At 73.1% G+C, this 18,944-nt stretch carries 17 protein-coding genes; 11 read left to right on the top strand and 6 right to left on the bottom strand.

Annotated features, from left to right (window positions below; translation table 11 throughout):
• Window positions 1-73: 73 nt before the first annotated feature.
• The gene (locus tag HHX35_RS27495; protein ID WP_182901587.1) at window positions 74-439 is read left to right on the top strand and encodes a VOC family protein; all 366 of its coding nucleotides are present in this window, start codon (window positions 74-76) and stop codon (window positions 437-439) included.
• A 14-nt stretch (window positions 440-453) separates the two neighbouring features.
• On the opposite strand, the gene HHX35_RS27490 is transcribed toward HHX35_RS27495, so the two are convergent.
• The 3 genes from HHX35_RS27490 to HHX35_RS27480 are packed head-to-tail and all read right to left on the bottom strand — an operon-like array spanning window position 454 to window position 1,972.
• On the bottom strand, window positions 454-735 hold the full coding sequence (locus HHX35_RS27490; RefSeq protein WP_182901586.1) for a DUF3817 domain-containing protein: 282 nt from the start codon (window positions 733-735) through the stop codon (window positions 454-456).
• 2 nt (window positions 736-737) lie between these two features.
• A complete protein-coding gene (locus HHX35_RS27485) occupies window positions 738-1,271 on the bottom strand; it encodes a hypothetical protein (RefSeq protein WP_182901585.1) in 534 nt (177 codons plus the stop codon).
• Window positions 1,268-1,972: a DJ-1/PfpI family protein gene (locus HHX35_RS27480; protein ID WP_182901584.1), complete on the bottom strand. Its 705-nt coding sequence runs from the start codon at window positions 1,970-1,972 to the stop codon at window positions 1,268-1,270. Before HHX35_RS27480 ends, HHX35_RS27485 begins: the two co-directional genes overlap by 4 nt.
• Before the next feature lie 175 nt (window positions 1,973-2,147).
• Here HHX35_RS27480 and HHX35_RS27475 point away from each other — a divergent pair, with 175 nt between their 5' ends.
• Window positions 2,148-3,116: a helix-turn-helix domain-containing protein gene (locus HHX35_RS27475; protein ID WP_310739337.1), complete on the top strand. Its 969-nt coding sequence runs from the start codon at window positions 2,148-2,150 to the stop codon at window positions 3,114-3,116.
• 89 nt (window positions 3,117-3,205) lie between these two features.
• Here the strand turns inward: HHX35_RS27475 and HHX35_RS27470 are convergent, their stop codons facing one another.
• Window positions 3,206-5,734: a DNA topoisomerase (ATP-hydrolyzing) subunit A gene (locus HHX35_RS27470; RefSeq protein WP_182901582.1), complete on the bottom strand. Its 2,529-nt coding sequence runs from the start codon at window positions 5,732-5,734 to the stop codon at window positions 3,206-3,208.
• Window positions 5,735-5,933: 199 nt separating this feature from the next.
• The gene (locus tag HHX35_RS27465; RefSeq protein ID WP_182901581.1) at window positions 5,934-6,509 is read right to left on the bottom strand and encodes a GNAT family N-acetyltransferase; all 576 of its coding nucleotides are present in this window, start codon (window positions 6,507-6,509) and stop codon (window positions 5,934-5,936) included.
• 114 nt (window positions 6,510-6,623) lie between these two features.
• On the opposite strand from HHX35_RS27465, the gene HHX35_RS27460 reads away from it, so the two are divergent.
• Window positions 6,624-8,717, top strand: coding sequence for a RecQ family ATP-dependent DNA helicase (locus tag HHX35_RS27460; protein ID WP_182901631.1), 2,094 nt, complete (start codon window positions 6,624-6,626; stop codon window positions 8,715-8,717).
• Between the two features lie 231 nt (window positions 8,718-8,948).
• On the top strand, window positions 8,949-9,527 hold the full coding sequence (locus tag HHX35_RS27455; RefSeq protein ID WP_182901580.1) for a hypothetical protein: 579 nt from the start codon (window positions 8,949-8,951) through the stop codon (window positions 9,525-9,527).
• A gap of 67 nt (window positions 9,528-9,594) precedes the next feature.
• On the opposite strand, the gene HHX35_RS27450 is transcribed toward HHX35_RS27455, so the two are convergent.
• Complete coding sequence (locus HHX35_RS27450; protein ID WP_182901579.1) at window positions 9,595-10,488, bottom strand: carbohydrate kinase family protein; 894 nt, start codon at window positions 10,486-10,488, stop codon at window positions 9,595-9,597.
• Between the two features lie 277 nt (window positions 10,489-10,765).
• On the opposite strand from HHX35_RS27450, the gene HHX35_RS27445 reads away from it, so the two are divergent.
• From HHX35_RS27445 to HHX35_RS27415, 7 genes are all read left to right on the top strand, one after another.
• Complete coding sequence (locus HHX35_RS27445; protein ID WP_182901578.1) at window positions 10,766-13,417, top strand: GNAT family N-acetyltransferase; 2,652 nt, start codon at window positions 10,766-10,768, stop codon at window positions 13,415-13,417.
• A gap of 101 nt (window positions 13,418-13,518) precedes the next feature.
• The gene (locus tag HHX35_RS27440) at window positions 13,519-14,112 is read left to right on the top strand and encodes a DUF5998 family protein (protein ID WP_139576394.1); all 594 of its coding nucleotides are present in this window, start codon (window positions 13,519-13,521) and stop codon (window positions 14,110-14,112) included.
• A gap of 30 nt (window positions 14,113-14,142) precedes the next feature.
• Window positions 14,143-15,360, top strand: coding sequence for an alkaline phosphatase family protein (locus HHX35_RS27435; protein ID WP_310739336.1), 1,218 nt, complete (start codon window positions 14,143-14,145; stop codon window positions 15,358-15,360).
• 160 nt (window positions 15,361-15,520) lie between these two features.
• Window positions 15,521-15,961, top strand: coding sequence for a MarR family winged helix-turn-helix transcriptional regulator (locus tag HHX35_RS27430; RefSeq protein WP_182901577.1), 441 nt, complete (start codon window positions 15,521-15,523; stop codon window positions 15,959-15,961).
• Between the two features lie 13 nt (window positions 15,962-15,974).
• Window positions 15,975-17,375, top strand: a complete 1,401-nt coding sequence (locus HHX35_RS27425) for an MFS transporter (protein WP_220505928.1) — start codon at window positions 15,975-15,977, stop codon at window positions 17,373-17,375.
• A gap of 33 nt (window positions 17,376-17,408) precedes the next feature.
• A complete protein-coding gene (locus HHX35_RS27420) occupies window positions 17,409-17,993 on the top strand; it encodes a hydrolase (RefSeq protein ID WP_182901576.1) in 585 nt (194 codons plus the stop codon).
• 73 nt (window positions 17,994-18,066) lie between these two features.
• The gene (locus tag HHX35_RS27415; protein ID WP_182901575.1) at window positions 18,067-18,879 is read left to right on the top strand and encodes a sulfurtransferase; all 813 of its coding nucleotides are present in this window, start codon (window positions 18,067-18,069) and stop codon (window positions 18,877-18,879) included.
• Window positions 18,880-18,944: the final 65 nt, after the last annotated feature.

Here is an 18,944-nt window from a genome sequence, read left to right as displayed (position 1 = left end):
GGCGGGTGGCCATCGCTCGCGACACCGGTATAAGGTTATCACTGGTGTTGAAATCTGAGGGAGAGGGATCACCATGAGCGGTGTCGCGCGCATGCACTCGGTCGTGCTCGACTGTCCGGAACCGAAGGCCCTGGCGGACTTCTACGCCGGGCTGCTCGGCTGGAAGGTCGCCTCTGAGGAGGAGGACTGGGTCACGCTCGCCGACGACCAGGCCCGTCTCGCCTTCCAGCGGGTCCCCGAATACGTGCCGCCGGCCTGGCCGTCCGCCGAGCACCCGCAGCAGTTCCACCTCGACCTGACCGTGGACGACATGGCCGAGGCGGAGAACCAGGTGCTCGCATTGGGAGCCGTCAGGCACGAGCACCAGCCCGGTGAGGGAAGCGGCTGGACGGTCTTCCTCGACCCGGCCGGGCACCCGTTCTGCCTGGTCACCGAGTGAACCGACGCCTCAGCTCAAGCGCCGGTGGCGGCCTTCTCCCGCGGCGTGCGTGCGAGGCGCCGCAGGACGAGAAGGCCGCCGATTCCCGGCAGCCAGGCCAGCGCCTTGCCGGTCGGGTCGCACCCGCCGTCGCGGGCGGCGGCCACGACGACGACCAGGTACGCGCAGCCGTGCAGGGGGCCGACGAACGAGGAGACGGGCGGCAGGTGCACCGTGGCCAGGTTGACCAGGAGGACGGCCAGGGACCCCAGCTCGACGGCGGCTGCGACGCGCAGGGCGGAATGCGGGCGTGGCATGGTCAGACTCCCGTGGTCGAGCCGGGGCGGACGATCATCAGCACCGTGACGGCCGCCCACAGCAGGTTGAAGACACCGGTCGGCATGGCGAGCCGCGCCACCCCGTCGCCGGCGTCGGCAGGCGTGGAGTCTCCGGCGGTGAGCCGCGCGAGGACGGCGTCCTGGCGCGGCAGGATCGCCAGGGCGAGGATCGCGGCCGCCGCGGCGGTGAGCAGGATGGACGCGATCACCCACGCGTCGCGCAGCACGCCGAGGCCGCTCGCCGTGGCGAACCCGAAAACCGGTACGGCCAGGCCCGCGACGGCGTAGACGCGGCAGATGCGATGCAGCACGCGGAGCGTGGCCACGCCGCCGGCCCCGGTGCCCCGACCCGCCGCGCCCCGATCCGTTGAGCCGCGATCCGTTGAACCGCGATCCGACACGGCCCGATCCGGCACGCGACGTGCGGCAGACGGGAACATGCTCGCCGCCACGGCGACAGGGCCGACCGCGAGGATCGCGGCGAGGACGTGAACGGCCAGGAAGAGCTTGGTCATCGTGCACGCTCGCCGATCAGCGGGCGGCCGACGCGGACGGGCGGCGCGGACGGGCGGCGCTCGCGCCAGACGACGCCGCGCCGTTCATGGGCGAACAGCCGTTCCACGTCGCGTGCGACGTGCGGCCCGAACTCACGCTCCACCAGGTAGAGACCGAGGTCGAGGCCCGAGGTGACACCGGCGCCGCTCACCAGGTCGCCGTCGTCGACGACCCGCGCGTCCACCGCGACCGCCCCGAAGGCGCTCAGCGTGTCCAGGCCCATGTGGTGACCGGTCACGTGACGACCCGGGATCAGCCCCGCCATCGCCAGGATCAGCGAACCTCCGCAGACGGTGGCGACGGTGACGCCCTCCCGCCCGAGCGCCTCGCCCATGAGCCCGGGCAGGCCGGTCGCGAGAGCGCGGCCGAGCCGCGCGGTGACCGTCCCCTGGCGCTCCTCCTCGGTGAGGCCCTCCTCCTCGCGCACGTCCCCGGCCGCTCCGGGAAGGACGACCAGGTCGGCGCGGGCCGGGTCCAGCCGCGCCGTGGCCCGCAGCGACACACCCGGAACGCCGCCGGTCACCTCACGGGGTCCCTCCGCCGTGACGAGCGTGGCGGTGAGCGGGGTCCGCGTGAACATCGCGGCCGCCGTCAGGACCTCGTACGGCGCGAGAACGTCCAGGGGATCGAACCCGTCGAACAGCACGAACTGGGCCAGCATCGGCATCTCTCCTTGTCGTCGGCGGTGCGGTCACCAACCGTAGGAGTGCGGCCGAGGCTGATCCCAGAGGCGAGAACGACAAAGACCAACGGATTCCCGCCAGCAGCTGTCACCTGAGGCGTCGCAGATCTGCCCTGGATTCGTCACTGGCGGGATTCCGTCTATCGTGGCGATCGTGCACACCGTGGCGATCCTGGCGCTGGACCATGTCGTGCCGTTCGATCTGGCGACCCCCATCGAGGTGTTCGGGCGCACCCGCCTGCCGGACGGCCGGCGCCCCTACCGCGTGCGGGTGTGCGGGCCCGCCCCCGAAGTGGAGACCGAGGCGTTCGCCCTGCGCGTGCCGTACGGCGTGGACGCGCTGGCGGAGGCCGACACGATCATCGTGCCCGGCTGCTCGGAGCGGGCGGGGCCGCCCCCGCCCGAGGCGCTGGAGGCGCTGCGCGACGCGACCGCGCGGGGCACCCGCCTCGCCTCGATCTGCGTGGGCGCGTTCATGCTCGCGGCGGCCGGGCTGCTGGACGGTCTGCGGGCGACCACGCACTGGGCGGCGGCGCCCGCGCTGGCCCGGCGGTTCCCGCTGGTGGACGTGCGGCCGGACGTGCTCTACGTCGACAACGGGCAGGTGCTCACCTCGGCGGGCGCGGCCGCCGGGCTCGACCTGTGCCTGCACATGATCCGGCGCGACCACGGCTCGGCCGTCGCGGCCGACGCCGCCCGCCTGTCGGTCATGCCGCTGGAGCGGGAGGGCGGTCAGGCTCAGTTCATCGTCCACGAGCACCCGCCGGTGCCCAGCGGTTCGCTGCTGGAGCCGGTGCTGGCGTGGATCGAGGACAACCTCGGCCGCGACCTCACCCTGCGGGAGATGGCGGCCCGCGGCGGGATGAGCGAGCGGACGTTCAGCAGGCGCTTCCGTCAGCAGACCGGCACCACGCCGTTGCAGTGGCTGCTGCGCGCCCGGGTCCGGCGGGCGCAGTATCTGCTGGAGAACACCGACCACGGCATCGAGCGCATCGCCGCACAGGCCGGTTTCGGGTCGCCCACCGCGTTCAGGGAGCGGTTCAAGCGGGTCGTGGGGACCACACCGCAGGCGTACCGCTCCTCGTTCCACTCCTCATTCCACGGGGGCCCCGCCGCCACCTGAAGGCCACGGGCAGGCGCAGGGGCGGCGGCGCGGAGCTACGAGACCGGCTCCGCGCCGCCTGTTTCAACGGGGTGGCTCTTCGCCGCGTGTCACATAGGTGGCTCTTCGCCTCCGGTGTCGCCCGTGGTGGCCATGCCGCCCTCCGTCGCGGCGGCCTCCTCGTCGCCGTCCGCGCCGAGCGCGCCGCCGATCGCGGCGATGGCGTGCACGAGGCGCACACCCGAGCCGTCGCGGCGGCCGAGTTCCTCGGGCAGCGGCACCGGCTTGCCGGTCGAGGAGACCGCCTTGACCGGCGCCGGGCCGGCGTAGGCGTGCAGCAGGACGTCCTCGCCCTTCAGGAAGCGCTGGGCGCGCACGCCACCGGTCGCGCGTCCCTTCGGCGGGAAGTCGGCGTAGTCGGAGATCTTGCCCGCCCCCATCTGCGTGCCGGGCAGGGCGGTGGAGGACCCGGCGATCGTCACCACACGCGCCTCCCGCGTGGGATCGACCACGCCGAAGAAGACCACCTTCGCGTCGCCGTCGAGGCGCACACCGGCCATGCCGCCCGCCGGACGTCCCTGGGGGCGTACGACGGAGGCGGGGAAGCGCAGGAGTTGGGCGTCGCTGGTGATGAACACGAGGTCGTGGTCGACGGAGGTCAGCTCGACGGCGCCGACCACCACGTCGCCGTCCCGCAGTCCGATCACCTCGAACTCGTCGCGGTTGACCGGATATTCGGGCACGACCCGCTTGACCACGCCCTGGCTGGTGCCGACCGCGAGCCCAGGCCCGTCAGGGTCGAGCGAGCCCAGCCCGACGACCCTCTCGTCCGGTTCGAGGGCGACGTACTCCGACACCGGATGCCCGCCCGCGAGCGAGGGCGGGTTGGCCGAGGGCGGCAGCGCGGGCAGGTCGAGCACCGAGACCCGGATCATCCGGCCGCTGGAAGTCACCACGCCCACCTCGCCGCGCACGGTCGAGCGGACCACCGAGACCAGCACGTCGTGCGCCGCCCGGTCGCCCTCGCCGGAGATCGGCGAGGCGTCGGTCGTACGGGCGAGCAGGCCGGTGGACGACAGCAGCACCAGGCAGGGATCGTCGGCCACCTCCAGCGGCACGACGGCGGCCCTGGCGGCCTCCGACGACTCGAGCAGGACCGTGCGGCGCGGCGTGCCGTACGTCTTGGCCACTTCGGCCAGCTCGGACGACACGACCTTGCGCAGCCGGTCCTCCGAGCCGAGGATCTCGTTCAGCTCGGCGATGTCGGCCTGGAGCTGCTCCTTCTCCCGGTCGAGCTCCAGCTTGTCGTAGCGGGTGAGGCGGCGCAGCGGGGTGTCGAGGATGTAGTTCGCCTGGATCTCGCTCAGCTCGAAGGTCTCCATGAGCCGCGCGCGGGCCTGCGCCGTGTCGTCCGAGTTCCGGATGACCTGGATGACCCGGTCGATGTTGAGCAGCGCGATGATGAGGCCGTCGACGAGGTGGAGCCGTTCCTCGCGCTTGCGCAGCCGGTACGCCGAGCGCCTGCGCACGACGTCGAGCCGGTGGTCCACGTAGACCGACAGCAGTTCGCGCAGGCCGAGCGTGCGCGGCTGACCGTCGACGAGGGCGACGTTGTTGATGCCGAAGGTCTCCTCCATCGGCGTCAGCCGGTAGAGCTCCTCCAGCACGGCCTCCGGGTTGAAGCCGTTCTTGACCTCGATGACCAGGCGCAGGCCCTTGTGCCGGTCGGTCAGGTCCTTGAGGTCGGCGATGCCGGTGAGCTTCTTCGCGTTCACCAGCTCTTTGATCTTGGTGACCACCCGCTCCGGGCCCACGTTGAACGGCAGCTCGGTGACGACGATGCCCTTGCGGCGCGGCGTGACCTGATCGATCGTCGCCTTGGCCCGCATCTTGAAGGTGCCACGGCCGGTCTCGTACGCGTCCCTGACGCCGTTCAGGCCGATGATCGTGCCGCCGGTCGGCAGGTCGGGACCGGGGACGAAGCGCATGAGCTCGTCGAGCGTCGCGTCCGGCTTCCTGATCAGGTAGCGAGCCGCCGCGATGACCTCGCCGAGGTTGTGCGGGGCCATGTTGGTGGCCATGCCGACCGCGATGCCGGAGGCGCCGTTGACCAGCAGGTTGGGGAACGCCGACGGCACGACCGACGGCTCGGTCTCCTGGCCGTCGTAGTTGGGCTTGAAGTCGACGGTGTCCTCGTCGATCGACTGCACCATGAGCATGGCGGCCGGGGCGAGGCGGGCCTCGGTGTACCGCATCGCGGCGGGCAGGTCGTCGGGAGAGCCGAAGTTGCCGTGCCCGTCCACCAGCGGCAGGCGCATCGAGAACGGCTGCGCGAGCCGTACGAGCGCGTCGTAGATGGCCGAGTCGCCGTGCGGGTGGAGCTTGCCCATCACCTCGCCGACGACGCGGGAGGACTTGACGTGCCCGCGGTCGGGCCGCAGGCCCATCTCGCTCATGGAGTAGAGGATGCGGCGCTGGACGGGCTTGAGTCCGTCGCGCGCGTCGGGCAGCGCGCGCTGGTAGATCACCGAATAGGCGTACTCAAGGAAGCTCGTCCGCATCTCCGCGGAGACGTCGATGTCGACGATCCGCTCCTCGAAGTCCTCGTCCGGCGGGGGTGTCGTCGTGCGTCGGGCCATGTCGTGGTTTCCTGCGTGTCGAGGAGCCGGCCCCCGGCCGTCGGGACCGGGGAGGGCGAACGTTAACGGTGGACATCAGTGGTGGACATCGAACATTCTGCCGAGAGTTCACCCTGTTCGCGACTCACCACCATACTGCCGGGCCCACGCCCGCCGTCCCGGCTTCCCCGGCAGGACAGCCCTTGCGGCCCGGAAACGGTCAGTCGCGGGGGCCGGCGCCGGGCCAGGGACCGGGCGTCTCGCCCTCGTCCTCGTCGCCCGGCATGTTCAGCTTCTCGTCGTAGATCCGGAAACCCCGGGCCTTGTAGTTGGCGAGCGCGGCCGGTCCGTCGAGAGAGCAGGTGTGCACCCAGACCCGCCGGGTGACCTCCCGTCCCGGCCAGCGCTCGGCGAGGTCCCAGGCGCGGGCCGCGGCCTCGCCCAGCAGCCACCCACCGAGGCCCTGCCCGATCGCGTACGGCAGCAGCCCGAAGTTGACGATCTCGATCGTGCCGCCGTCCTGGGCCACCAGTTCGGCGTACCCGGCGGGGGTGCCGCGCACCCAGGCCACCCAGGTCTCGACGCCCGGCCGGTCGAGCCAGTCCTTCCACTGCTTCCAGGTCCACGGCAGCCGGTTGGTCCACTGCCAGTCGCCGCCCACGGCCGTGTAGAGGAAGCGGCTGAACTCCGGGCTGGGGACCTCGGCGCGGACGACCTGCGCGGGGAGCGCGGGCGGCCGTCCCGGCCGCAGGTCGGCGGGGCTGGTCTGTTCGAGATACCAGGTGGTCACGTCCATAGCGGGATTCATCCAACCACGACGCCCGCCCGGGTCGGTCCGGCCGCTTCGCGGTCGCGGCGGAAACGGTCGGCCGGACCTGGTACCAATGGGCGGGTGAGCGAAGAAGAGGTGATGCTGCGGGAAGAGGCGGAGGCCCGGCTGCGGGCGCTCGCCGGCGATCAGGCGCGGCTGCGCGACGACCAGTGGGCCGCCATCAAGGCCCTGGTCATGGACCGCAGGCGGGCGCTGGTCGTGCAGCGCACCGGCTGGGGGAAGTCGGCCGTCTACTTCATCGCGACCGCGCTGCTGCGCGAGCTCGGCGAGGGGCCCACGGTCATCGTCTCCCCGCTCCTGGCGCTGATGCGCAACCAGATCGCCGCGGCCGAGCGGGCGGGCATCCACGCCGAGACGATCAACTCGGCCAACCCCGAGGAGTGGGAGAAGGTCTACGGCCAGGTCGCCGAGGGCGCGGTCGACGTGCTGCTGGTCAGTCCCGAGCGGCTGAACAACCCCGACTTCCGCGACAACGTGCTGCCCGAGCTCGCCGGCAGCGCGGGTCTCCTGGTGATCGACGAGGCCCACTGCATCTCCGACTGGGGCCACGACTTCCGGCCCGACTACCGCAGGCTCCGCACCCTGCTGGCCGAGCTGCCGCCGGGCATCCCCGTGCTGGCCACGACGGCCACGGCGAACGCCCGGGTCACCCGCGACGTCGCCGAGCAACTCGCCGTCACGCAGGAGTGGGACGAACTGGCCGGCGGCGAGGTGTTCGTCCTGCGCGGCCCCCTGGAGCGGGAGAGCCTCCACCTGAGCGTCGTACGGCTGGGCGGCGCCGACCAGCGGCTCGCCTGGCTGGCCAGGACGCTGCACGAGCTGCCGGGCTCCGGCATCGTCTACACGCTGACCGTGGCCGCGGCCCAGGAGATCGCCGCGTACCTGCGCGAGCAGGGCCACACCGTCGCCGCGTACACCGGGCAGACCGAGCCGGCCGACCGGCTGGCGGCCGAGGAGGACCTGCTCGGCAACCGGGTCAAGGCGCTGGTGGCGACCTCGGCGCTGGGGATGGGCTTCGACAAGCCCGACCTGGGCTTCGTCATCCACGTGGGCGCCCCTGCCTCGCCCGTGGCGTACTACCAGCAGGTGGGCCGGGCCGGGCGCGGCGTGGAGCGGGCCGAGGTCATCCTGCTGCCCGGCCCCGAGGACCGGGAGATCTGGGCCTACTTCGCCTCGCTCGCCTTCCCGCCGGAGGGCGTGGTCAGGGCGACGCTGGAGGCGCTGTCCGAGGGGGGAGTGCTGTCCACCGCCGCACTGGAGACGAGGGTCGACCTCAGCCGGAGCCGGCTGGAGATGATGCTCAAGGTGCTCGACGTGGACGGCGCCGTACGCCGGGTGAAGGGCGGCTGGGAGGCCACCGGCGAGCCGTGGAGTTACGACACCGAGCGCTACGCCCGGGTGGCCGCCGAGCGCCGGGCGGAGCAGGAGGCCATGCTCGGGTACATCGCGACCACGGAATGCCGGGAGCAGTACCTGCGCCGCCACCTCGACGACGACTCGGCGACGCCGTGTGGCAGGTGTGACAACTGCACCGGCGCCCACCGTTCCGCCGAGGTGCCGGACGAGGCCGTCCGGGCCGCCCAGCAGCGGCTCGCGCGCCCCGGTGTCGAGATCGAGCCGCGCCGCCAGTGGCCCACCGGCCTGCCGGACCTGAAGGGGCGGATCAAGCCGGAGCTGTCCGCCGAGCCGGGCCGCGCGCTCGGCCGCCTGACCGACATCGGCTGGGGCACCCGGCTTCGCGAACTGTTCGCGGCGGGGGACGGGCCGGTGCCCGACGACGTGTTCGCGGCCGTCGTCGAGGTGCTGAAGTCATGGGGGTGGGAGCGGCGGCCGGTCGCGGTGGTCGCGGTGCCGTCGGGCACGCGACCGGCGCTGGTCGGGTCGCTCGCCGAGCGGCTCGCCCAGGTCGGCCGGCTCGAGTATCTCGGGGCGCTCGGTTATCGAGACGGGCCGCCCGCCGCCAGGCACAACAGCGCCCAGCGGGTGACGGCCATCCGGGGGACGCTCGCGATGCCGCGTGACGTCGCCGCGAGGATCGCGGCGGCGGGCGGGCCGGTGCTGCTGGTGGACGACCGCGTCGACAGCGGGTGGACGATGGCGCTGGCCGCCGCCCAGGTCCGTCACGCCGGGGCGCCCGCCGTGCTGCCCTTGGCCCTGGCCGTCACCAGCTGACCACCTCCCGAGCCCAGCCCCGGGGCGGACCGGCGCGCCCCTGAGACACGGGCCCTCACAGGCCGGCCCTGACACACGGGCCCTGACACACGGGCCCTGACACACGGGCCCTGACACACCGGCCCTGACACACGGGGGCGGCGAGCCGAGGCCGGGCTCCGGGACGGGTCAGGGTGAGGTCAGGGTGATCACCCCATCCCGGGGCCGCGCGTGGTCGCCAAACTTGTCGCCATGAGATCACTTGTTGCGGCTCCGGCCCTGGTCGGCGCGTACGGCGTCGCCCGGATCGCCGACGGATTCGACGGCAGCCGGGGGCCCGGCCTGGCCTGGACCGTGGGCCACCTGTTCTTCCTGGCGGCGTTGATCCTCTTCGTCCGGATTTTCGGGCGGCTCCGGACGATGGCCGGCGGCGGCGTGACGGCCACGGCGGGGTACGCCGCCGGCCTCGCCGGCGCGCTGGCGCTGGCCGCGCAGTTCACGATCGACATCGTGGTCGGCCTCCTGTCCGCCGACCACGACGCGATGGGGCCCCGCTTCGACGCCGTCAAGGCGATCCCGGGGGTCGAGCCGGTCGTGTACACCGTCGTGCCGTTGCTGTTCTACGCCGGCATGGTCGCGCTGGTGGCCCGGCTCGCCGCGGGGCGGCGGGTGCCGTGGTGGAGCCCGGCGCTGGTGCTCGTGCAGGCAGTGCTTCCGCTCGCGAGCAAGGACCTGATCCCGCTGGCGGCGGCGCTGCTCCTGCTGGCCTTCGTGCCGCTGCTGCGCCTGCGGCCCGCGCAGCCGGTCGTGCTCGTGCGAAGCCCGTTCTGAACCGCGCCGCTCTGACCAGGCCGTTCTGAACCGGGCCGTTCTGAACCGGGCCGTTCTGAAATCCGGGTCAGAGACGGGGGCGGGCGCCGAGGTTGGAGATGCACTTGGCGGCGAGGGCGTTGCCCGCCGCCAGCGCCTCGGCGGCCGGCTTGCCGTCCAGCCAGACGGGCAGGAAACCGGCGGCGAAGGCGTCACCGGCGCCGGTGCCGTCCACCACCCGGTCGACGACCTCGGCGGGCGCCCGGACCGGTTCGGGACGGCTGTTGGAGTACCAGAGCGAGCCCTCGGCGTTGAGCTTGATCACGACCTGCGGGAACCAGGCGGTGAGCACCTTGGCGGCCGCGGCGGCGTCGTCCCTGCCGGTGAGCACCTTGGCCTGGTCGGCGTTGGCGAACAGCAGCTTCGCGCCGTCGGTCCACTCGAGGAACGGCTCGGCGCCGGTCCGCTCCAGCGGGGCGGAGGAGGCGCAGTCCACGGAGATCGACATGCCGGCGCGCCGGGCCATGTCGAGCGCGGCGATGCCGGCGTCGCGCGACCCCTCGTTGATCAGCGTGTAGCCCGACATGTGCAGGTGGCCGCCGGTGCCGAACAGGTCGCGCGGCAGGTCCTCGGGGGACAGCGCGGCGTTGGCGCCGGGGTCGGACAGCATGGTCCGCTCGCCCTTGTGGGTAACGAGCACGACGCAGGTGCCGGTCGGCCGCTCGGGGTCCATGACGAGCCGGGCGTCCACGCCGTACCCCATGAGCTCCATGTCGCGGTTGCGGCCGGTGATGTCGGCGCCGCGGCGGCCGATGAAGGCGACCTCCGAGCCCTCCACGGCCAGCCAGGAGGCGATGTTGGCGCCGGAGCCGCCACCGTGCATGGTCACGACGGCCGGGGTGTCGCTCGCCCTAGCAAGAGGGAACTTCGCGCGGGCGACCGCGTCCGTCATGAGATCGCCCACCACGACGACCCGCGTCATGATGTCACCACCTTGCCAACTGCTTGTGGAGGTGAGCCATGCCCTAGGAGGGGCGGCGTCCTCTCCGTGCTGTGAGGCTGACGTCCAGAAACCTAACAGCTTCCAGGGGCGTCGTGGGGTGGAGAGCGGACAGACGGGCACAGTCGATGCACAAGCGTTGCCCAACTTGCCACGTCAGGGCTGGTAGATCCCCTATAAGCGGATCCAGAAAGCGGGCCCTCCAGTCGTAAGGAATGTCTCAATACAGGCCAAGCCGGACACCGCTAGCCTCGATTGCGTGCACCCTCAGTACCCCGCCCACTGGGAGGCGGACGTCGTGCTGTCCGACGGCGGCACCGCCCACGTCCGCCCGATCAGGCCGGACGACGCCGACATGCTGCGCTCGTTCTATTCGCGCCTGTCCGCGGAGTCCATCTACTTCCGGTACTTCGGGCCGCGGCCGCGGCTGACCGACAAGGACGTGGTCTGGTTCACCAACGTCGACTACGTCAACCGGGTCGCCCTCATCGCCACGATCGGCACCGAGATGGTCGCGGTCGTACGGTACGACCGGGTGCAGCCGCGCGACCACGCCGAGGTGGCCTTCCTGGTGGAGGACGCCCACCAGGGCAGGGGCGTGGCCTCGGTGCTGATGGAGCACCTGCGGGCCGCCGCGCGCGAGCGCGGGATCAAGACCTTCATCGCGGACGTGCTGCCGGGCAACCACCGGATGATGGGCCTGTTCCGCCAGGCCGGCTACACGGCGCAGAGCCAGTTCGAGGACGGCGTCGTGCGCATGACGCTCGACCTGTCCAGCACCGAGACCGCGCTGGAGGTCCGGCTCGCCCGCGAGCACCGCGCCGAGGCGCGCTCGATCGCCCGCCTGCTGACGCCGGAGTCGGTCGCGGTCATCGGCGCGAGCCGCGAACCGGGCGGCATCGGCCAGACGGTCCTGCGCAACCTGCTCGCCGCCGACTTCACCGGCCCCGTCTACCCCGTCCACAGGCACGTACGGGCGGTGGCCGGCGTGCGGGCCTACCGCAGCGTGTCGGCCATCGACGGCGAGGTGGACCTCGCCGTGCTGGCCGTCCCCGCCGAGGGCGTGCTCGAACTGGTCGAGGAGTGCGCGGAGAAGGGCGTGAAGGGCCTGGTCGTGGTCTCCTCCGGATTCGGCGAGACCGGGCCCGAGGGCCGCGCACGCCAGGAGGAGCTGGTCCGCATCGCCCGGGCGTACGGCATCCGGGTGGTGGGGCCCAACTGCCTGGGCATCGCCAACACCGACCCCGCCGTACGGCTCAACGCGACGCTCGCGGCGACCCTGCCGGGGCGGGGGAGGGTCGGGTTCTTCAGCCAGTCGGGCGCGCTCGGCACCGCGCTGTTGCAGCGGGTGGCGCAGCGCGGCATGGGCATCTCGACGTTCGTCTCGGCCGGCAACCGGGCCGACGTGTCCGGCAACGACCTCCTCCAATACTGGGAGGAGGACCCGGCGACCGACGTGATCCTGCTCTACCTGGAGTCCATCGGGAACCCGCGCAAGTTCACCCGGCTGGCCCGGCGGATCTCGCGGTCCAAGCCGATCGTGGTGGTCAAGTCGCGGGGCGTCCCCGGCGGGCACCGCGCGCCCGTGCTCGCGCTGCCCGACACAGCGCTGAGCTCGCTGTTCGCGCAGGCCGGGGTCATCCGGGTGGACGACCTGGTCCAGCTCTTCGACGTCGCCCAGCTCCTGGCGCACCAGCCGCTGCCGGCCGGGCCGCGGGTGGGCGTGGTCGGCAACTCCGACGCGCTCACGCTGCTCGCGGAGGAGGCGTGCGCCGGCGCCGGCCTGCAGCCGAGTCTCCCGGTGAACCTCGGCGCCCGCGCCGGAGCGGCCGAGTTCGCCGAGGCCCTGCGGAGCGTCCTGCCCGAGGTGGACGCCGCCGTCGCGATCTACATGCCGCCGATACCCGGCGACTGCCGTGAGGTGGCCGAGGCGCTGCTGGAGGTCGCGCGGGAGTCGGGCAAGCCGGTGCTGGCCACCTTCCAGGGCGAGCTGGGCATGCCGGCCGAGCTGCGCGTGGCGGGCGGCCCCGGCGACGACTCCCCTCAGCGCGGGTCGATCCCGTCGTACCCCGCCCCGGAGGAGGCGGTCCGCGCGCTGGCCCACGTCGTGCGGTACGCCCACTGGCGCAGGCAGCCGCCGGGCACGGTCGCGTCCGTCGAGGGGATCGACACCGCCGCGGCGCGCGAGATCGTCGCCGCCGCCCTGGTTGGTGAGGGGGCGGCCGGTGAGGGGGCGGACGGCGAGGAGCGGGAGATCGACGCGACCGCGCTGCTGGCCTGCTACGGCATCGAGGTGTGGCCGGCGCACGTCGCCGCCGACGCCGAGGAGGCCGTCGCCGCCGCCGAGCGGATCGGCTGGCCCGTGGTGGTCAAGTCGGCCGACCCGGAGGACGCGCGCCGCGCCGGCACCGTCCGCATCGGCCTCGGCGAGCCCGCCGGGGTCCGGCAGGCGTACGCCGACCTCGCCGCGCTCCTCGGGCCCGGCACGCCGCTCGCGGTGCAGCGCATGGCGCCGCAGCCCTCGGTGCCCACCGTCGTCGGCGTGACCCAGGACCGCTACTTCGGCGGGGTCGTCACGTTCGGCCTCGGCGAGGTCACCGCCCGGCTGCTCGGCGACCAGGCCTACCGCCTCGCGCCGCTCACCGCCGAGGACGCGGCGGGGCTGGTGCGGTCGGTCCGCGCCGCGCCGCTGCTGTTCGGCGAGTACGGCTACCAGGCGGTGGCCGTGGAGGCGCTGGAGGAACTGCTGGTGCGGGTGGGGCTGCTGGCCGACGCCCTGCCCGAGGTCGCCAGGATGGACCTCGACCAGGTCCTGGCGGGCGCGTCGGGAGTGGCCGTGCTCGGCGCGCGGGCCGTCCTGCGGCCCGCCACCGCGTTGCGTCCCGACGTCGGGCCCCGCCGCCTGAGCTGATCGGTGCCATCTGATCTGATCGGGCCGGCGTCACGCCGTGGGCGGAAAACCCGTCCCGTCGGGGTGTGAAACAGGTGTCCCTTACAGGGCAGGATGGACCCATGAGGGAAACCCGAGTCTCCGCCGCGGGCTTGCGCGAGGCCATAGATCGCAGCGGCTACTACCCGGATCTGGTGGCCGACGCCGTCGACTCCGCGCTCGGCAACGAGCCGGTCACGGCGTACGTCGTGCATCACGAGGCCACGTTCGACCCGGCGATGGAGGTGCGCAGGCACGTCACGGTCCTGGTCCTTTCGCCGACCCGGCTGCTGGTCTGCCACACCGACGAGCACCCGCCCGCCGAGGGCATGCCCGCCTCGCACGCCTCCACCACCACCGAGGCGGTGAGGCTCAGCCGCATCCAGTCGGTCGCCGTGACCAGGGTCGTGCCCGACCCCGCGTCGTACGCGCCGGGCGTCCCCCCGACGGAGGTCACGCTGACGATCGGGTGGGGCGCGATCTCCCACGTCGATCTCGAACCGGCGACCTGCGGCGACGAGAACTGCGAGGCCGACCACGGCTACACCGGCGCGATCACGGCCGACGACCTGTCCCTGCGGGTCAGCGAGGCGGCCGACGGTCCCGAGGCCGTCACCCACGTGCTGGCGTTCGCGAAGGCGCTGTCGGAGGCCACCGCCAAGGCGGCGACGGCCTGACCGTCCCCCCTCGAGCCGCCGGGAGGTGACGTGATCGACCCCCAGCCCTCGGGAGCTCTGCCCGGGGAGCCGCCCGTGGCGTCGCCGCCCGTGCCCGTGCCGCCTGTGCCCGTGCCGCCTGTGCCCGTGCCGCCTGTGCCCGTGCCGTACGTGCCCGCGTACGGCACGGCCTCGCTGGCCGATCTGCCGGGCTCGCTGCTCGCCTCCCTCGGGCTGGCGGCCGACGACACGCTGGCGCTGGAACCGGCCCCGCGGGTGTGCCTGTTCCTCGTGGACGGCCTCGGGGCCGAGCTCCTTGCCGCACATCCCGGCGCCGCGCCGTTCCTGTCGGCCCATCTGCGGGGGACGCTCACGGCCGGCTTCCCCTCCTCGACCCCGACCAGCCTGGCCACCCTGGGCACCGGAGCCCCGCCCGGGGAGCACGGCATGGTCGGCATCCAGATGGCCGTGCCGGGAGAGGGGCGGCTGTTCAACTGCCTGCGCTGGACCGCCCCCGGCCTGTCGATCGACCCGGACGTGTGGCAGCCCGCGCCGACTGTCTACGAACGGATGGCGGCGGCGGGGATCGAGCCCGTCTACGTGGCGCCCGCCTCGTTCGACGGCACAGGACTTACCCGCGCCGTCTACCGGGGCATGCGCCACCGGGCGGCCGAGAGCCCCGGCGAGCGTGTCGAGTCCGTGCGGCAGGCGCTGCGCGAGACCAGGTTCGTCACCGTCTACTACGGCGAGGTCGACCGCGTGGGGCACTTCAGCGGGTGGGGCAGCGGTGAATGGCTCGAACAGCTCGCCGTCGTGGACCGCATGGCCGAGCGCATCGCCGGGGCGCTGCCGCCGGGCGCGGTCCTGTACGTCACGGCCGACCACGGCATGATCAACGCGACCGACAAGGTGGACGTGGACCACCGCCCCGACCTGCGGGAGGGCGTGCTCATGCTGGGCGGTGAGGCCCGCGCCCGCCACGTCTACACCTCTCCCGGCGCGGCTTCCGCGGTGCTGGAGACCTGGCGGGAGGCCCTGCGCGGACGGGCCTGGGTGGTCACCCGCGAGGAGGCCGTCGCGGCGGGATGGTTCGGCCGCCGCGTCCGGCGTGAGTGGCTCGGCCGCGTCGGCGACGTGGTGGCCGTGCCGTACGGCGAGTGCGTGATCGTGGCCTCGGCCGTGGAGCCGGTGGAGTCGTCCATGATCGGCTACCACGGCTCGCTGACCCCCGCCGAGCAGAACGTCCCGCTTGTGGAGATCCGTCGCTGACGCGCCCGCAGATCTGCCGCTGACGCCTCTGCGTATCTGCCGCTGACGCTTCTGGGAGATCCGCCGCTGATCCGCTTGCCTTCTGATCAACAGCCTGGACTGCTCAGTTTGAGGTGTACAGTCTGAACTGTCTTTCTGGCTGTCTTCCGGGAGGAGTCCCATGAGCGATGCCGTCTCGGAGGCGGCGGCGCAGGCGGCCGGCGACGCCTGGGTGGCGGTCAGCCGGCTCGTTCGCAGGCTGAGAGAGCTGGACGCGGAGGGAGACCTCAGCTCCGGCCAGGTCTCCGTGCTGGTGCGGCTGGCCAAGCACGGCCCGGCGTCGGCCAGTGAGCTGGCCGCGGCCGAGCGGGTCAGGCCGCAGTCCATGGCGGCGATCGTCCAGGCACTGGAACGGGCCGGGCTGGTGGAACGCCACCGCGATCCCGAGGACGGCCGGCGTCAGCTCGTCACGCTGACCGAGCTGGGGCGCGAGCGCCGCCTCGACGACCGGAGGGCGCGCGAGGCGTGGCTGGCACGGGCGCTGCAGGAACACTGCACCGAAGCACAGCTGCGCACGATCATCGAGGCGATGGCGCTGCTGGACGCCGTGGCCCAGTCATGATCAAGGAGCGGGCGTGACCCGGGTTCCGGCCGCCTCCCGGGCCGGGCGCCGATCGGACGCCGGCGGCTTCGACCGCCGGCTGATCGCCCCGATGATCCTGGGCTCGATCCTGAACCCGATCAACTCCTCGATGCTGGCGGTGGCGCTCGTCCCGATTGGCCGCTGGTTCCACGCCTCGCCCGCGCACACCGCGTGGCTGGTGACGGGGCTGTACCTGGCCACCGCGGTCGGGCAGCCGGTCATCGGACGGCTGGTGGACACCTTCGGCCCACGGCCGCTGTACCTGACCGGCACGGCGCTGGTCGGCGTCGCCGGGCTGCTGGGCGTGTCGGCGCCCAGCCTGGGCGTCCTGATCGTGTCCCGGGTCCTGCTCGGGATCGGCACCTCCGCCGCCTACCCCGCCTCGATGTTCCTGCTGCGGGCCGAGGCCGACCGCACCGGCATGCGAAGTCCCAGCGGAATCCTGGCGGCGCTGTCGATCTCCAACCAGGTCGTCGCGGTCGTCGGGCCGACCCTGGGCGGTCTGCTCATCGGAGCGGGCGGCTGGCATCTCATCTTCGCCGTCAACGTGCCGCTCTCGGCCGCCTGCCTCGTCCTCGGCGCGCGGCGACTGCCCCGCCGCGTCACGACCTCCTCCGCGGCCGCCCGGCCCGGCGGGGGACTGGACGTGATCGGCATGGCGCTGTTCGCCGGCACGCTCACGGCGTTCATGACGTTCCTGATGAACCCGGCGTGGGGGCTCTGGTGGCTGCTGATGATCGTCGCGATCACCGGGACCTGCTTCGCCGTAAGGGAACTGCGGGTGGCGCAGCCGTTCCTCGACCTGCGGGTGCTGGGCGGCAACCTGCCGTTGCTGGCCACGTACGGCAGGCAGTGGCTGGCCTACACGACCTCCTACGCCTTCATGTACGGGTTCCCCCAGTGGCTGCAGGACGGCCGGTCGCTCACTCCCTCGGCCGCCGGGCTGCTGCTCCTGCCCATGTCGGCGATGGCCATCGCCGTGACCGCCCTCACCGGCCGCCGCGCCGAGGTGCGCGGCAAGCTCGTCGCGGGCGCCGCGGCGCAGATCGCCGGCTGCGCCGCGCTGCTGACGGCCGGCTCCGGCAGCCCGATGTGGCTGCTGGCGCTGATCGGCGCGTTCGTCGGCGTCGCGCAGGGCCTCAACGGGCTGGCCAACCAGAACGCGCTGTACGCGCAGGCCGATCCGGCCCGCATGGGCTCCTCGGCCGGGCTGCTGCGCACATTCGGATATCTCGGCGCGCTGAGCGCCTCGGCCGCCGACGCGGCGTTCTACCGGCACGGCGCCACCACGCTCGGGCTGCACCACCTGAGCCTGCTCCTGCTGGGCGTCTCGGTCCTGTTGCTGCTCGGCATCCTCGCCGACCGGTCGCTCCGCCGCGTCGGCCGTACCTGACCCTCTGTTCACATGGCACAAAGGGAGATTTCCATGCCCGTTACCACGCTCGACCCCAGGACCGCGCTCGTCGTCGTCGACCTGCAGAAGGGTGTGCTGGCCGTCCCCGGCAGCCCGTACTCCGCCGCGGACGTGCTCGCCCGGACGGTCCGGCTGGCCGAGGCCTTCCGCGCGCGCGACCTGCCGGTCGTCCTCGTCCGCGTCACCGCCGCGGCCGACGGCTCCGACGCCGTCCCGGGACGCACCGACCTGTCACGCCCCGGGCGCGCGCGGCCCGACGGCTGGGACGAGATCGCCGACGACCTGGCCGGACATCCGGGAGACGTCGTCGTCACCAAGCGCAACTGGTCGGCGTTCTACGGCACCGACCTCGACCTGCACCTGCGCCGCCGGCGCGTCACCCAGATCGTGCTGACCGGGGTGGCCACGAGCATCGGCGTCGAGTCCACCGCCCGCGCCGCCCACGAGCACGGCTACCACGTCACCCTGGCGACCGACGCCATGACCGACCTCGACCCCGAGGCCCACCGCCACAGCGTCGAGAAGATCTTCCCGCGCCTCGGCGAGACCGGCACCACCGCCGAGATCCTCAAACTGCTCGCCGCGACCGCGTCCTGAGGCGCGTGGAGCCCCGTCGGCTTGACACAATGGCCGCGGCACCGTCCGACAGATCCAAAGGCGAGGGGATGGCATGAGCCCGCTGATCACTCCTGAGGAGCTCGCCGCGATCGGCGACGCCGCGATCCTCGACGTCCGCTGGCGGCTGGGCGGACCGCCCGGCGTCGAGGCGTACCGCGAGGGCCACATCCCCGGCGCGGTCTTCTGCGACCTCAACGCCGATCTCGCCGCCCCCGCCGGGCCCGCCGGACGGCATCCGCTGCCCGCGCCGGAGGCGTTCCAGGGGGCGATGCGCCGCCTCGGGGTGTCCGAGGGCCGGCCGGTGGTCGTCTACGACGAGGCCGACTCGACGGCGGCGGCCAGGGCCTGGTGGGCGCTGCGCTACTTCGGCCACGGCGACGTGCGCGTGCTCGACGGCGGGCTGCGGGCCTGGACCCGGGCCGGGCTCCCGGTGACCAAGGACGAGAGTCCCGTCCCGCCGGGCGACTTCACCGCGCGGCCGGGCGGGATGCCGGTGCTCGACGCCGATCAGGCCGCCGCGCTGGCGTCCGACGGCGTGCTGCTCGACGCCAGGGCGGCCGAGCGCTATCGGGGTGAGGTGGAGCCGATCGACCCGGTCGCCGGGCACATCCCGGGTGCGGTCAGCGCCCCGACCACTGGGAACGTCGAGCCCGGCGGGCGATTCCACAACAGGGAGTTCCTCCGCGAGCGCTTCAACAGCCTCGGGGCGGTCGAGGGCGTGCCCGTGGGCGCGTACTGCGGGTCGGGGGTCACGGCCGCCCACGAGGTGCTCGCACTGGAGATCGCCGGGCTGCCGGCCGCCCTGTACGTCGGCTCGTGGTCCAACTGGGTCGCCGACCCCGGCAGGCCGGTCGCGACCGGCTGACGGGGTGCGTGGTGGCGCGACCGTGGGCGCCCGCTGACCGGGACGCGGAGCGCGTCAGGCACCGC

Source organism: Microbispora sp. H10830 (assembly GCF_014161375.1).
GTDB lineage: Bacteria > Actinomycetota > Actinomycetes > Streptosporangiales > Streptosporangiaceae > Microbispora > Microbispora catharanthi.
The sequence above is the reverse complement of the archived record's forward strand: the minus strand, read 5'-3'. Positions and strand labels throughout refer to the sequence as shown.

Coding starts and splice junctions, on each gene's coding strand:
- HHX35_RS27415 (WP_182901575.1), top strand. CDS start 18,067: ATGAGCCCGCTGATCACTCCTGAGGAGCTCGCCGCGATCGGCGACGCC.
- HHX35_RS27495 (WP_182901587.1), top strand. CDS start 74: ATGAGCGGTGTCGCGCGCATGCACTCGGTCGTGCTCGACTGTCCGGAA.
- HHX35_RS27460 (WP_182901631.1), top strand. CDS start 6,624: ATGCTGCGGGAAGAGGCGGAGGCCCGGCTGCGGGCGCTCGCCGGCGAT.
- HHX35_RS27470 (WP_182901582.1), bottom strand. CDS start 5,734: ATGGCCCGACGCACGACGACACCCCCGCCGGACGAGGACTTCGAGGAG.
- HHX35_RS27485 (WP_182901585.1), bottom strand. CDS start 1,271: ATGACCAAGCTCTTCCTGGCCGTTCACGTCCTCGCCGCGATCCTCGCG.
- HHX35_RS27430 (WP_182901577.1), top strand. CDS start 15,521: ATGAGCGATGCCGTCTCGGAGGCGGCGGCGCAGGCGGCCGGCGACGCC.
- HHX35_RS27420 (WP_182901576.1), top strand. CDS start 17,409: ATGCCCGTTACCACGCTCGACCCCAGGACCGCGCTCGTCGTCGTCGAC.
- HHX35_RS27440 (WP_139576394.1), top strand. CDS start 13,519: ATGAGGGAAACCCGAGTCTCCGCCGCGGGCTTGCGCGAGGCCATAGAT.
- HHX35_RS27465 (WP_182901581.1), bottom strand. CDS start 6,509: ATGGACGTGACCACCTGGTATCTCGAACAGACCAGCCCCGCCGACCTG.
- HHX35_RS27455 (WP_182901580.1), top strand. CDS start 8,949: ATGAGATCACTTGTTGCGGCTCCGGCCCTGGTCGGCGCGTACGGCGTC.
- HHX35_RS27490 (WP_182901586.1), bottom strand. CDS start 735: ATGCCACGCCCGCATTCCGCCCTGCGCGTCGCAGCCGCCGTCGAGCTG.
- HHX35_RS27450 (WP_182901579.1), bottom strand. CDS start 10,488: ATGACGCGGGTCGTCGTGGTGGGCGATCTCATGACGGACGCGGTCGCC.
- HHX35_RS27480 (WP_182901584.1), bottom strand. CDS start 1,972: ATGCTGGCCCAGTTCGTGCTGTTCGACGGGTTCGATCCCCTGGACGTT.